At 74.1% G+C, this 12,780-nt stretch carries 12 protein-coding genes; all 12 read left to right on the forward strand.

The window, feature by feature from the left end:
* The first annotated feature begins 8 nt into the window (after positions 1 to 8).
* Positions 9 to 590, forward strand: coding sequence for a hypothetical protein (locus EW117_RS11935; RefSeq protein WP_129786939.1), 582 nt, complete (start codon positions 9 to 11; stop codon positions 588 to 590).
* The gene (locus EW117_RS30505) at positions 587 to 1,948 is read left to right on the forward strand and encodes an AAA family ATPase (protein WP_277986461.1); all 1,362 of its coding nucleotides are present in this window, start codon (positions 587 to 589) and stop codon (positions 1,946 to 1,948) included. The genes EW117_RS11935 and EW117_RS30505 overlap by 4 nt, the downstream gene beginning before the upstream one ends.
* Positions 1,945 to 3,276 (forward strand): hypothetical protein, encoded by a 1,332-nt coding sequence (locus tag EW117_RS11945; protein ID WP_129786940.1) that lies wholly within the window; start codon positions 1,945 to 1,947, stop codon positions 3,274 to 3,276. Before EW117_RS30505 ends, EW117_RS11945 begins: the two co-directional genes overlap by 4 nt.
* Positions 3,273 to 4,298: a glutamate ABC transporter substrate-binding protein gene (locus tag EW117_RS11950; RefSeq protein ID WP_129786941.1), complete on the forward strand. Its 1,026-nt coding sequence runs from the start codon at positions 3,273 to 3,275 to the stop codon at positions 4,296 to 4,298. Before EW117_RS11945 ends, EW117_RS11950 begins: the two co-directional genes overlap by 4 nt.
* Positions 4,295 to 5,398, forward strand: a complete 1,104-nt coding sequence (locus tag EW117_RS11955) for a coiled-coil domain-containing protein (RefSeq protein WP_129786942.1) — start codon at positions 4,295 to 4,297, stop codon at positions 5,396 to 5,398. Before EW117_RS11950 ends, EW117_RS11955 begins: the two co-directional genes overlap by 4 nt.
* Entirely contained in the window at positions 5,395 to 7,677 is a 2,283-nt protein-coding gene (locus EW117_RS11960; RefSeq protein WP_129786943.1) for a serine/threonine-protein kinase, read from the forward strand. Before EW117_RS11955 ends, EW117_RS11960 begins: the two co-directional genes overlap by 4 nt.
* A gap of 125 nt (positions 7,678 to 7,802) precedes the next feature.
* Positions 7,803 to 8,921 carry a PP2C family protein-serine/threonine phosphatase gene (locus EW117_RS11965; protein ID WP_129786944.1) on the forward strand — a complete coding sequence of 373 codons (1,119 nt, stop codon included), beginning with the start codon at positions 7,803 to 7,805 and terminating at the stop codon, positions 8,919 to 8,921.
* A gap of 25 nt (positions 8,922 to 8,946) precedes the next feature.
* Complete coding sequence (locus EW117_RS11970) at positions 8,947 to 10,248, forward strand: VWA domain-containing protein (protein WP_129786945.1); 1,302 nt, start codon at positions 8,947 to 8,949, stop codon at positions 10,246 to 10,248.
* Complete coding sequence (locus EW117_RS11975; protein ID WP_129786946.1) at positions 10,245 to 11,129, forward strand: FHA domain-containing protein; 885 nt, start codon at positions 10,245 to 10,247, stop codon at positions 11,127 to 11,129. The genes EW117_RS11970 and EW117_RS11975 overlap by 4 nt, the downstream gene beginning before the upstream one ends.
* Positions 11,130 to 11,334: 205 nt before the next feature.
* On the forward strand, positions 11,335 to 11,514 hold the full coding sequence (locus EW117_RS11980) for a hypothetical protein (protein ID WP_129786947.1): 180 nt from the start codon (positions 11,335 to 11,337) through the stop codon (positions 11,512 to 11,514).
* A gap of 282 nt (positions 11,515 to 11,796) precedes the next feature.
* Positions 11,797 to 11,946: a hypothetical protein gene (locus EW117_RS29395; RefSeq protein WP_165362663.1), complete on the forward strand. Its 150-nt coding sequence runs from the start codon at positions 11,797 to 11,799 to the stop codon at positions 11,944 to 11,946.
* A gap of 159 nt (positions 11,947 to 12,105) precedes the next feature.
* Positions 12,106 to 12,741 carry an oligoribonuclease gene (gene orn, locus EW117_RS11985; RefSeq protein WP_129786948.1) on the forward strand — a complete coding sequence of 212 codons (636 nt, stop codon included), beginning with the start codon at positions 12,106 to 12,108 and terminating at the stop codon, positions 12,739 to 12,741.
* The last annotated feature ends 39 nt before the right edge of the window (positions 12,742 to 12,780 follow it).

The following is a 12,780-nucleotide window of genomic DNA, read 5'->3' on the forward strand; positions in this document are numbered from 1 at the left end:
AGGCAGGTATGAGCTGGTGGCGGCGACTCTTCGGCGGAAGCACGCACACCGAGGAAGAGGAGCGGCAGGTCTCGATCCCCGCCCCGCCCACCACCGAGCAGATAGTGACGTCCGTCGACGCCGTCCTGGCACGCACGTCCGGCCGGGCGCCGGCGGCCGTCACCGCCCGGGTGCAGCGGGTCGCCGAGACCGTGCACGAGATGGCGCCGCGCCTGGACCGGCTCGGCGCCGGATCCCAGCAGGCGCACACCGTCGTCGCCACCGCGACCAGCTACCTGCCCGAGGCCGTCGACGCCTACCTGCGCCTCCCCCGCGACTTCGCCGACCGGCGCGTCGTGGACCGCGGCAAGACGTCGCTCATGATCCTGTGCGACCAGCTCGACCTGCTGGGAGCCACCATCGACAAGATCTCCGACGCCGTGTCCCGCGCCGACGCCGTCGCCCTCGTGGCGCACGGCCGCTTCCTCGAGGAGAAGTTCGGCACGTCGTCCGGCCTGACGCTCCCGGGTACCGCGCCCGGCTCCCTTCCGGCCCCGGGCTCGACGGCCCCCGGGACGACGTCGGCCCCGCCTCCCCTGGAGGCCCCGTGACCACGGACGGCGGAGGCCCGGTGAGCACGACGCCGCTCGGTGCCGCCCTCGACGCGCTCGCCGCGACGGCCACCGCCGTCGGCGTGAGCGCCCCGGCCGCCCGAACCGAGGGCGAACGGCTGGCCGCGGCCGTGGCCGAGTCCTCCCCCGGTGCCCCGGCCGACTGGCTCACGGCGACGGCCCGACCGACGTCGACCGGCTTCCAGCAGTTCTTCGACGCCGCAGTAAGCGCACGCCGCTGGCGCTCCTCCCCGACAGACCTCCTCACCGAGCTCATCACCACCGGCAACCCCGGCGCGGCCCGGTACGCCGAGGCCCTGGCCGCCGTCGTGGACGCCGCGGCCGCCCTCGGCGACCCCAGCATCAGCGCCATAGCCGCCGCCGAAGGCACCAAGGCCGTCCACCGCAGCGCCGCGGCAGGCCGCGACAAAGCCGCCGAACCCACCGCCCAGGGCGACCCCACAGGAGAGGCCGCGGGGTCCGCGGCCACCCCGGCCGAGGCCCCCGAGGCCCCCGAGGCCCCCGAACAGAGAACCCTCGAAGAGCTGCTCAGAGAGCTCGACGACCTCACCGGACTGACGAGAGTCAAGAACGAGATACACCGCCAGACCGAGCTCCTCCGCATCGAGCGCCTGCGCGCCGAAGCCGGCCTCACGTCCCCGACGCTGACCCGCCACCTCGTGTTCGTGGGCAACCCGGGCACCGGCAAGACCACGGTCGGCCGCCTGGTCGCCGGGATCTACCGCGCGCTCGGCCTGCTCGAGAAAGGCCACCTCGTGGAGGTGGACCGGTCCGAGCTGGTCGCGGGCTACCTGGGCCAGACGGCCGAGAAGACGACGGCCGTGGTGCAGCGCGCCCTGGGCGGCGTGCTGTTCATCGACGAGGCGTACGCCCTGGCCGAGGACCAGTACGGCCGGGAGGCGGTCGACACGCTCGTCAAGGACATGGAGGACCACCGCGATGACCTCGTGGTGATCGTGGCGGGCTACCCGGGCCCGATGGCCCGGTTCGTGAGTACGAACCCGGGCCTGGAGAGCCGCTTCGCGCGGACCATCACGTTCGAGGACTACTCCGGCGACGAGCTGCGGCAGATCTTCGAGAGCATGGCCCGGGCCGCCGACTTCGAGCCGGAGCCGGCCACGCTGGAGCGGTTCGACCGTCTCGCGGCGGACCAGGTGCGCGGCGAGGGCTTCGGCAACGGGCGCTGGGCACGCAATGTGCTGGATTCCGCGATCGCCCGGCACGCCTGGCGCCTGCGGGACGTTGAACGACCGACGCTGGACCAGCTGCGCACGCTGGTCCCGGAAGACCTGGAGGATGTCGTGGACATCGGCACAGACAGCGGGGCCACCCCGTGACCGCGCCCCTGACGACGAGCCCGGCCGCGCCCGGCGCCGGGACCGGCCCCGCGGACGGCAACGGTGCCGCTCCCGAGCCCACGACGCCCGCCGCGCGGTTCACCGCGGGTCTGGCGACCACGCCGGGCCGGCTGGCGCTGGCCACGACGGTCGCCGTCGTGGCGTGCCTGCTGCTGGGCGTGACGGGGTTCCTGGCGGGCAGCAGCCAGTCCGCGGCCCTGCGCGACGCGCAGCGCGACGCGGCCCAGCTGGTCGGCACGCAGGAGCTGCGCAACGACCTCGTGTCGGCGGACGCCACGGCGACCAACGCGTTCCTCGTGGGCGGGCTGGAGCCGGCGGAGGCACGCGCCCGGTACGAGGCGAGCCTGTCCGAGGCAGCGCAGGCCGTCCCGTCGCTGGCCGCGACCGCACGGGGGGACGGCGAGGCCGCCGACCTCGCGACGATCTCCGACTCCGTGCAGCGGTACGCGGGCCTGGTCGAGTCGGCCCGGGCGAACAACCGGCAGGGCTTCCCGGTCGGCGCGGCCTACCTGGACCAGGCCTCGGCCGCCCTGCGCGACGAGGTGCTGCCCACCCTCGACGAGGTGTCGGTCTCGACGTCCGAGCGCGTCGACGCCGACATGGGTTCCGTCTCCCTGGCCCAGGCGCTGCTGCTGTTCGTGCTGCTGGGCCTGGTGGCGCTGGGCGCCGTCCAGCTCTGGCTGGCGCGCCGCACCCACCGTGTGCTGAACACAGGCCTCGCGGCCGCGAGCGTCGCCCTCCTGGTGGGCGGGGTGGTTGCCACGGCCGCCGTCCTGGGCGGCAACGGCGTGGCCCGGTCCGTGGCGAGCGGCCCGTACGCGGCGACCGTCGCGACGTCGCAGGCCCTCTCGCTGGCCACCGACGCCAAGTCGATGGAGTCGTTCACGCTGATCAAGCGCGGCTCCGGTGCCGACTTCGAGGAGTCCTACCAGACGTCGCTCGCCAGTGCGCAGGACCTCCTGGACGAGGCCGGGAACGCCGTCGACGGCGACACCAGCTCGCAGGACCTCCTGGCGGCCTGGGACGCCAAGCACGCCGAGATCCGCGAGCTGGACGACGGCGGCGACTGGGACGCCGCCGTCGAGGCGGCGACGTCCACCGCCGACGACTCGGCGGGCGCGGCGTTCGCCGCGTTCTCCGACTCCGCCCACGCCGAGGTCGAGGCCACGAGCACCGCGGCGGTCGACCGGCTGGGTTCCGCCTCGACCACCGCCCTGATCGCCGGCTGGGTCGCCCTGGTGCTCGGCGTGGCCGGGGCCGTGGCCGCGACCGCCGGGATGAACGTCCGCCTGAAGGAGTACCGATGAGCATGCGCACAGCCCGCAGACCGCTGGTCACCGCCCTCGTCGCGCTCGCCATCGTCGGCACGACGGCGGCGTGCGCGCCCCAGCCCACGACACAGCTCCTGACCGGCACGGCCGGGCTCGGCTCGTCGGCGCAGGAGTCCACGCAGGAGGCGGCACCGCAGGCGCGGAGCGGCGGCGCGGCGGCGGGCGCCGTCGCCGCGCCGCAGGACTGCGCCGACGGGCTCCCCGCCGTCGCCTCGATCGACCCGGGCGGCAGCCCGGAGGTGACGTCCGGCTCCACGATGGCGGCCATCCGCGAGCGCGGCGCGCTCCGCGTGGGTGTCTCGGCGGACACGCTGCTCATGGGGTCGCGCAACCCGTTCAACGGCGAGATCGAGGGCTTCGACATCGATGTCGCCCGCCAGGTGGCCGACGCGATCCTCGGCGACCCGGACGCGATCCAGTTCCGCGTGATCACGTCGGGCGACCGCGAGACGGTCCTGCAAGAGCACGAGGTCGACATCGTGACCCGCGCCTTCACCATCAACTGCGACCGCTGGGAGAACATCGCGTTCTCCGCGGAGTACTACCACTCGGGCCAGAAGCTCCTCGTGCCGTCCACGTCCGACGTCGCGGGCATCGACGACCTCGCCGGGCAGCGCGTCTGCGCGCCCGACGGCACCACCACCCTGGAACGGCTCCAGCAGTGGGAGGGCGTCGAGGCGGTCCCCGCCGCCACGCACACGACGTGCCTGGTCCTGTTCCAGCAGGGTGCGGTGGACGCCATCACCGGCGACGACACGGTCCTGGCCGGCTTCGCCGCGCAGGACCCGTACGCGAGCGTCGTGGGCGACGCCGTGAGCGACGAGCCGTACGGCGTCGGCATCCCGGCCGACCAGGCGGACATGGTGCGGTTCGTCAACGGCGTGCTGGAGGACATGGTCTCCAGCGGGCGGTGGGAGCAGTCCTACGACCGCTGGCTGGGCGACGCGCTCGGCCCGGCGCCGGCCGCACCGCAGCCCGTGTACGGACGGACGCCGTGAGCAGGACCGACCGCGCGCCGGCGCCGCCCGGCGCCCTGGGGGTGGCGGCAGAGCCGGACGCGCTCCTGACCTACCTCGCGGACCTCCAGTCGTGGCTCGACGCGCGCCGCGCCGACCTGGACCGGCTCGACGCCGCGGCCCGCCAGTCCGGCGCGGACGGCGTCACGGCCGACGTCGTCCTCGCGCTGACCCTGTGGCAGGCGGTGCGCACACGCGCCGACGAGCTGGTGACGGTATGGGACTCGGGCCGGGCCGACGCCGTGGCGCGCGAGCGCATGTCGCAGCTCATCTGGGGCCGCCTCGGCGGCGACCCCGCCACCTCGCTCCTCTCGCTGGTCGACGCCGCGCGCCTGTGCGACGCCCAGGCCGACCAGCTCGCCGCCCGGCTGTCCTTCGACCCGCACGCCGCCGACGTCACCGCCCGCTTCCGGGCGGTCGCCGCGGGGATCGTCCGGGCCGAGGACGCCGCGCACGCGACCGCCGACACGGAGGACGACGCCGCCGTCGCCCGCCTGCGCGACCGGCTGGCCCGGCTCAAGTCCGACGCCGCCCGCGGCGCCGACGTCTCGGGCCCGCTCGGCGCGCTCGAGAACGACATAGCGCGCACCGAGCGCGACCTCATCGTGGCCACCGCCCGGAGCCGGTCGCTCGTCAAGGACCGGGAGCGCGCCGTCGCGCTGCGCACCACCCTGGCGGAGCGGCTGCCCGTGCTCACCCAGGTCGCCGAGCGCTGCCGCCGCGAGATCGCGGACCCGCCGCGGCTCGCGATCCCGGACGTGTCCCGGCTCGGCGACGTGCCGGACGAACGCGACCGGCTCGCGACGTACGTCCAGCGGCTGGGCGCCGTCGAGCGCGCGATGGAGCGCGTCGAGGACGCCTACACCGCACCCCTGCGCGAGCGCGCCGAGCTGCGCTACCGCGTCAAGAACCTGATGACGAAGGCCCAGGGCAACGGGCGGGCGGCGTCGTCCACCGTGAAGGCGGGCGAGGACGAGGCCCGCGAGGCGCTGGACGCCACCCCCTGCGACCTGGCCCTGGCACGGCACTTCACCGAGCAGCTCGAGACGCTCGTGCGCGATCTCCCGGAGGGACACCGATGACGACACAGGCCTGCGCCGAGCCGGGCTGCACCGGCACCATCGAGGACGGCTACTGCAACGTGTGCGGTGCGCCCGCCGGTGGCAACCCCGCCGGGAGCGCGCTGTCCGCGGTCGCGGCGTCCTGGGGCGCCGACGACCCGACGACGGTGCGCGCCTCGGGCGGGATGCCCGAGATGGCGCAGCCCGCGACCGGGCGGACCAGCTCCTCCCGCCTCGCGTCCATGGCCCTGGGCTCGGCGCGCGTGGCGCCGGGGACGTACCAGACCCGGCGGGTCGGCACGGGTTCGACCCGCCTGCGCGGGCACCGCCTCGGCGCGGGCCTGACCACCGTGCCGCACACCCCCGTGGCCGACCCGCTGCAGGCCGTCATGGCCACGCCGGAGCTGGCCGAGAGCAAGCGCTACTGCCCCACGTGCGGTCAGCCCGTTGGCCGCTCCCGGGAGGGCGTGCCCGGCCGCATCGCCGGGTTCTGCGGGCACTGCGGCGCGCGGTACGACTTCGCCCCCGCGCTCAAGGCGGGCGACCTCCTGGCCGGGCAGTACGAGGTGGTGGGCTGCCTCGCCCACGGCGGCCTCGGCTGGATCTACCTGGCGCGCGACCGCAACGTCAGCGGCCGCTGGGTGGTGCTCAAGGGCCTGCTCAACGCGGGCGACCGGGAGGCGTACGAGGCGGCAGTCGCGGAGCGCCAGTTCCTCGCCGAGGTCGAGCACCCGCTGATCGTCGAGATCTTCAACTTCGTGCTGCACGAGGGCCTGGGCTACACCGTCATGGAGTTCGTGGGCGGCAAGTCGCTCAAGGACGTGCTCAAGGAGCGGCGGGAGCAGGGTGGCGGACAGGCCCGGCCGCTCCCCGTGGACCAGGCCATCGCGTACATCCTCGAGGTGCTGCCCGCGTTCAGCTACCTGCACGACCACGACCTGCTGTACTGCGACTTCAAGCCGGACAACATCATCGCCCAGGGGGACGGCGTCAAGCTGATCGACATGGGCGGTGTGCGCCGCACCGACGACATGACCTCGGCGATCTACGGCACCATCGGCTACCAGGCGCCCGAGGTGGCCGAGATCGGGCCGTCCGTGGCGTCCGACATCTTCACGCTCGGCCGCACCCTGGCCTCCCTCGTGCTGGACTTCCGCGGCAACACCACGGTCTACCAGGCGTCGTTCCCGCCGGTCGCCGAGACGCCCGTCTTCCAGAAGTACGACTCGTTCTACCGCTGGCTCGCCAAGGCGTGCGCCCCCGCGCCCGCCGACCGGTTCGCCTCCGTGGACGAGGCCCGCGTCCAGCTCCTCGGGGTGCTGCGCGAGGTCGTCGCCACCGACAAGGGCCCGGGCTACACGGCCACGACGTCGGCCGAGTCGCTCCTGTTCGGCGTACCACCGCTCGACGGCGCCGACGGCGCCCTGGCCTGGCACGAGCTGCCGCACCTGAAGGTGGACTCCAGCGACCCGATGGCGTCCTGGCTGGCGGGCGTGAACAACCCCGATACCGCCGCCCGCATGTCGGCGCTCGACGACGCCCCCGAGGCCACCGTCGAGGTGCGGCTCGCCCTGGCCCGCACGGCCATCGAGGCCGGTGACCTCGAGCGGCTGCGCATCACGGTGGCGCAGATCCTCGAGCACGACCCCTGGGAGTGGCGCGCCGCCTGGATGGAGGGCCTCGGGCACCTCTCGACGGGCGACGCCGCGGCGGCCCGGGCCTCGTTCAACGCCGTCTACGGGCAGGTCCCCGGTGAGCCCGCGCCGAAGCTCGCGCTCGCCACGGCCTGCGAGCTCTCGGGAGAGCCTGGCGTCGCCGAGCAGCTGTACGGCACGGTCGCGCGGGCCGACGCCAACTACACCGGCGCCGCCGCGTTCGGCCTCGCCCGGGTGCGGTCCGCGGGCGGCGACCTCGACGGCGCCCTCGCCGCCCTCGACCTGGTGGGCCCCACCCGGGGCTCGTTCCCGGACGCCCGCCTCCGGCGGGCCCGGCTGCTCGTCACGGCGCGCCGCAACCTGGTCGACCTGTCCGACGCCGTCGCCGGGCTCGACAACGCCCACGTCCCCGACCGGCCCAGGGCCGAGGTCACCGTCGACGCCCTCGCCGGCGCGCTCGGGCTGGTCACACGCGGCGGCCCCGACCCGAGCGTGAAGGTGGCCGGCGCGGCGGCCACGGAACCCGAGCTACGGGACCGGCTCGAGGACGCCCTGCGCACCCTCGCCCACCTCACCGACGAGCGCTCGGAGCGCGTAGCACTCGTCGACCGGGCAAACTCCGTACGGCGGTGGACGATGCGGTGAGCGGTCCCCGCACCGGAACCGGTGCACACGAACTGGTGCACACGAGCCGCCTGCGGTGACCGCTGATCCGCTGAAGACAGTCGTGGGGCGCGAGCCCTGACGAGCGCAAGGAGACCGACCCAGACATGAGTGCCGACGACAGTACCCTCGTCCGCTGCCCCAGCTGCGGGGAGAACGCGGCGCCCCGCGCCAGATTCTGCGAGAACTGCGGCACGCCGCTGGGTGCCCCGGACGCAGATCCCGGAACGCCCGCCGAGGTGACCCTCGAGCTGGCACCGATCGTGGTGGACCCCGACCCCGCCACCGGTGACTCCTCGGCGCGCCGGTCCTGCGCGGCCTGCGGCGGCACCATCGCCCCGGACGGGTACTGCGCCGACTGCGGCACCCCTGGGCAGTCCGAGCGCGACCACTTCGAGGAGCGCCCGGCCGGCTGGGTCGCCGGCGTCTGCGACCGCGGCGTCCGCCACGCCCGCAACGAGGACGCGATGGCGCTCGCCGCGGGCAGCACCTTCGCGGCGCTCGTGGTGTGCGACGGCGTGTCGAGCGCGCCGGACTCCGACGTCGCCTCGCTCGCCGCGAGCCGCGCCGCACGGGACGTGCTCGTGGCCTACGGGCCGCAGGGATCGAGCTCGGTGGAGGGCGCCACCAGCCGGCGCATCGCCGGCTGGACCGACGCCATGGTCGCCGCGTCGCGCGCCGCCGGCCAGGCGGTGCGGGGCGCCGCGGAACAGCTCGCCGCGACCAAGGGGACCGACGTGGCGGACGACCCGCCGTCGTGCACCTTCGTGGCCGCCGTCGTGGACGACGGCCTGATCGTCGCCGGCTGGCTGGGCGACTCCCGCGTGTACTGGCTGCCCGACGCCGGCAGCCCGGAGCAGCTCAGCGTCGACGACTCCTGGGCGCAGGAGATGATCGCGGCGGGCGCGCCGCGCGCGCAGGCGGAGACGTCGCCGCAGGCCCACGCCATCACGCGCTGGCTCGGCCCGGACGCTCCCGACACCGATGCCCGCTGCGCCGCGACCGTCCCGTCCGGACCCGGCTGGCTGCTGGTCTGCTCCGACGGGCTGTGGAACTACTGCTCCGACGCGCACGACATGGGCGACCTCGTACGCCGGTTCGCCACGTCGGGCGACCCGCACACCACGGCCGCGGCGCTCGTGCGCTGGGCCAACGCACAGGGCGGGCGGGACAACATCACCGCCGCGCTCGCCCGCGTCTCCCCCACTGTCACCGAGCAGCGATAACCTGCTGTTTCCGAGAGGAGCCACCGTGGCCGAGTTCTCCGCCGAGGTCTTCCAGAACGAGTTCCTGTCCGACGGCGCCACCGATGTGCACGCCGTCGTGTCCGTGACCTGCACGGGCGCGGGGGCGGCCGGCATCGGCGCGGGCGGCGCCGGCGCGGGCGGCGCGAGCGGTGTCGCCGAGATCGTCGCCGTCGACACCTCCGGCTCCATGCAGGGCCGCAACATGGAGGCGGCGAAGCACGCGGCGGCGGTCGCCGTCGACCAGATCCCGGACGGCACGCTGTTCGCCATCATCGGCGGCTCGCACGTGGCCACCCGGATCTTCCCGTACCCCAACGCGCGGGTGCCGATGGTGACGATGGAGCCGGGCGCCCGCAACGAGGCCAAGCGCGCCATCTCGACCATGGCCGCGGGCGGCGGCACCGCCATCTCGACCTGGCTGCGCCTCGCCGACGACCTCTTCGCGACGGCGCCCGTGGCGCAGAAGCACCTGATCCTGCTGACCGACGGCAAGAACGAGTCCGAGCCGACCATGCACCTCGACCGGATGATCGCCGACGTCACGGGCCACTTCCAGTGCGACGCCCGCGGGGTCGGCGACCGCTGGGTGGTCGAGGAGCTGCGCAAGATCTCGACGGCGCTGCTCGGCACCGTCGACCTGATCGCGCGGCCCGAGGACATCGCGGAGGACTTCTCCGCCCTGGTGCGCAAGTCCATGGCCCGTGGCGTCGCCGCGGTGGACCTGCGGGTGTGGGCGCCGCAGGGGTCGCAGGTCCTGTTCGTCAAGCAGGTAGCCCCGGAGGTGGACGACCTCACCGGACGCCGCACCGAGGTGAACCCCCTGACCAGCGGTTATCCCACGGGCGCGTGGGCGGACGAGACGCGCGACTATCACGTGGCGGTCCGCGTGCCGGCCAAGCCGGTGGGCTCGGAGCAGCTCGCCGCGCGGGTGCAGATCGCCGTGGACGGCGGGGTGGCGGCGTCGGGCCTGGTCAAGGCCAAGTGGTCGGACGACTCCACGCTCACCGCCCGGATCAGCCCCGAGGTGGCGCACTACACGGGCCAGGCGGAGCTCGCCTCGGCGATCCAGGAGGGCCTGGCCGCGAAGGCCGCTGGTGACGAGGCGACCGCGACCGTGAAGCTCGGTCGCGCCGTCCAGCTCGCCGCCGAGACCGGCAACGACGACGCCACCTCGCGCCTGCGCAAGATCGTGGAGGTGGAGAACGAGGAGGAGGGCACCGTGCGCCTCAAGCGGAACACCGCCAAGCTGGACGAGATGGCACTCGACACCGCATCCACCAAGACGACCCGGGTCCGGCGCGCATGACGGTGACCTGCCCGGAGGGCCACGCCAGCCAGGCCACGGACTACTGTGACGTGTGTGGCACGCCGATCCCGGCCGGCGCGGCGTCCGCTGCCCAGCCCGGGGGCCTGGAGACCGAGAGCGGCCAGCCGGGGGCCGAGCCCGGCGGTTCCGGGGCCGAGACAGGCGAGACCGGCCCGGTGACCTGCCCGAACTGCGGCGACCTGTCCCCGGCCGGCTCCCTGTTCTGCGAGAACTGCGGGTACGACTTCACCACCGGCACACCCGCCCCACCGCCGGCCCCGGCGTCCGGCCTGGACCTGGGCGATCTGGGCGCGACGCAGCCGCCGGGCCGCCCGGTCTCGGGGCCTGCTCCGCCGACGTCGGGCGCGGTGTCGCCTCCCGGTCCCGCACCGTCGACGGGTGCGCCGCCGCCGTCCTCGACCGGGACGCCCACGCCGTCCGCGGGCGGCGGGCTCAGCGCGCCGCCCGTACCGGGCGACGACGCCTGGGTCGCGGAGATCTGGGTCGACCCCGACTGGTACGCGCACGAGCGGCCCGAGGACCCGATGCCGTCCGCCGGCCTGCCCGGTCTGGTCACGCTGCGCCAGCGCAGCCTCCTGGTGGGCCGGCCGTCGCAGTCCCGCGGCATCCGGCCCGACGTCGACTGCGGCAGCGACCCCGGCGTTTCCCGGCGCCACTGCCAGCTGACCACCGACGGTCAGCGGTGGTGGGTGGAGGACCTCGGTTCCTCGAACGGGACCTTCGTCGCGCCCGCGGGCGACCCCCTGCCCGACAACCCGCTGACGCAGGGCGTGCGCAAGGAGATCGAGGAGGGCGACCGGATCTTCATCGGCGCCTGGACCCGCCTGGTCATCCGCAAGGCCCTCCCCGGCGAGGTCTAGCGAGACGTGTCAGACGCTGAGGTCACCGGAGTGACCTGAGCGTCGGACACGTCTGCGCAAAAAGCCGTGCGTAACGTCGGTGTTACCTGGGAGGCTCTAGGCACACCGCGGTGACGTCCGTTCGGTCCCATACCGAGCGGTGGACAGGGTCCGGCCAGACCCACGTCGGGAGACCGACACCTCCAGCGTCACGAAAGGCACTCACGTGCACACCGAGTACGACCTGGCGCTCACCCTTCACCGGGACCGCCTCCGCGACGCCGAGCAGCATCGGCATTGGAACGCGCTCCGCAAGGAGCAGAAGCGACGCAAGGCCGAGGCCCGCGCCGCACACCGGAACGACAGCCGCGCACCGGCACCCGCCCTGCGCGTGCGTTCCGCATGATCCCTCTGGCGCCCGCCGGACCTCCGGCGGCCGGCGCCGTCCCCACCACCGAAGCAGAGCGTGTGCCTACCACCCGCTCTGCTTCGGTCTTTCCGCACCAGTACGCGCCTGCGCGCTGACCTGCGGAAAGGTGCTGCAGATCACCGCTGTCCGCCTTGCGCGGGATTTCCGGTATCAGGAATGATGTAACACGACGGAAACACAACAGGACACCGGGCCGCGACCCGGCCGGCGCACCCACGACACCGTCAGCCTCTCCCCACCCCTGGAAGGACCACGCACATGCATGCCCAGACCGCGTACTACATCGGCCGCGCTCAGGTCGCCGAGATCGCCCGCCGGGCCGAGGTCGCCGGAGCCCAGGAGCGCGCCCTGCGTGAACGCCCCGAGCGCCGCGCCACCAAGCGCTTCAAGCGGCTCCGCCTGATCTGACCGCCGCCGACGTCAGACATCCTGGCCCTTCCCCGACGACCTCAGATCGCCTCGCGGAAGGGCCTTTGTGCGCCATGACGCCTCGAGGACCCGCACCAACGGGCGGCGATCCGATGCCTCGCGCAACCCCTCACCCCCGGACGGAATAGGCTGAGCCGCGTGAGCCTTCCCAACCCCAACGAGCGCATCGTCTGGATCGACTGCGAGATGACGGGCCTGGACCTGCGCGCCGACGCGCTCGTCGAGGTCGCGGCCATCGTCACGGACTCCGACCTCAACGTCCTGGGCACCGGTGTCGATGTCCTCGTCAAGCCCCCCGCCGAAGCGCTGGCGCAGATGAACGACTTCGTGCGCGCCATGCACACCACGTCGGGCCTCCTCGACGAGCTCGACGGAGGGCTGACCCTCCAGGAGGCGCAGGACCAGATCCTGGCCTACGTCCGCGAGTGGGTGCCGGAGCCACGCAAGGCGCCGCTGGCCGGCAACTCGGTGGGCACCGACAAGACGTTCCTCGACCTGCACATGCCCGAGCTGGTGGCGCACCTGCACTACCGGATCGTCGACGTGTCGTCGATCAAGGAGCTCGCGCGGCGCTGGTACCCGCGCGTCTACTTCGCGTCACCGAAGAAGGGCGGCGGGCACCGCGCGCTCGCCGACATCCTCGAGTCGATCGACGAGCTGCGCTACTACCGCGAGGTCCTGTTCCCCGCCCAGCCCGGCCCTGACACGGCGACCGCGCGGGCGGCGGCGCAGCGTGTGGCAGAGACGTCCGTCACGAAGCACCTCGCCCCGTAGATTCAAGTTCGGCCCGCGGCCACCGAGCATGTATGCTTT

This window comes from Promicromonospora panici, from assembly GCF_900608595.1.
In the GTDB taxonomy this organism is placed as follows: Bacteria; Actinomycetota; Actinomycetes; order Actinomycetales; family Cellulomonadaceae; genus Promicromonospora; species Promicromonospora panici.

What these genes read in the sequence shown, in the direction of transcription:
- EW117_RS11935 (WP_129786939.1), top strand. Translation starts at nt 9, where the DNA reads ATGAGCTGGTGGCGGCGACTCTTCGGCGGAAGCACGCACACCGAGGAA.
- EW117_RS11950 (WP_129786941.1), top strand. Translation starts at nt 3,273, where the DNA reads ATGAGCATGCGCACAGCCCGCAGACCGCTGGTCACCGCCCTCGTCGCG.
- EW117_RS11960 (WP_129786943.1), top strand. Translation starts at nt 5,395, where the DNA reads ATGACGACACAGGCCTGCGCCGAGCCGGGCTGCACCGGCACCATCGAG.
- EW117_RS11965 (WP_129786944.1), top strand. Translation starts at nt 7,803, where the DNA reads ATGAGTGCCGACGACAGTACCCTCGTCCGCTGCCCCAGCTGCGGGGAG.
- EW117_RS11975 (WP_129786946.1), top strand. Translation starts at nt 10,245, where the DNA reads ATGACGGTGACCTGCCCGGAGGGCCACGCCAGCCAGGCCACGGACTAC.
- EW117_RS29395 (WP_165362663.1), top strand. Translation starts at nt 11,797, where the DNA reads ATGCATGCCCAGACCGCGTACTACATCGGCCGCGCTCAGGTCGCCGAG.